The following is a 615-nucleotide window of genomic DNA, read 5'->3' as shown; positions in this document are numbered from 1 at the left end:
TGACGCTTTTACATGGATTCCCTGGCCTACACCACCTCCGGCAACCGGTGTCACTCCAAAGCGCAAAAATTTACTAACATCGGCTACCTGTATGGTATATGTTGAACTTGTTGCACCAGTAATGACTGCTTCGCCAGTACCTGTATTATCGTCAGCACGGTACCACTTAAATGTAGAAACCGCCTGAGGATCGCCGTCCACATCATTATAAACATATTCGCCGGTTAAAGTCTCAGTGGCTTTAAGTATGGTTCCCGTTTGGCCTACCGAAGTAGCATAAGGTGAGGCGTTGGCCGTACCAACACTAATCCATGAACCATTGTAATAAAGCATTAATGAACCTGAACCACAATCGGTACAAAAGGCCAGCCTGCCTTCCCCTGGTGAAGAAAGCCCAAGCATCTGCGTTTCACTCATTGGCTGAGCAAAAGCGTAATTGTTTACATAGTATTTAGTGGCAACATCTTGATCATCAGTAGGATCAAGCACATTAGTGATCTTATAATTCGTTGTTCCATCACCAATTGATACATCTGTTGCAGCATTTCCAAATCCACTCAACGGAATATTTGACTTGTCAAGTTTTGCATTCGTTACTTTAGATGCGCCAATAGT

1 protein-coding gene is annotated in these 615 nt (G+C 43.7%); it reads right to left on the bottom strand.

The features are described from left to right. Positions 1–615: hypothetical protein (locus QUH73_RS20810; RefSeq protein WP_289532370.1), on the bottom strand; the 615-nt coding region annotated here is incomplete at both ends.

This window comes from Labilibaculum sp. K2S, from assembly GCF_030372765.1.
In the GTDB taxonomy this organism is placed as follows: Bacteria; Bacteroidota; Bacteroidia; order Bacteroidales; family Marinifilaceae; genus Labilibaculum.
Note: the sequence above shows the minus strand (reverse complement) of the source record. Positions and strands in the feature narration are given on the sequence as shown.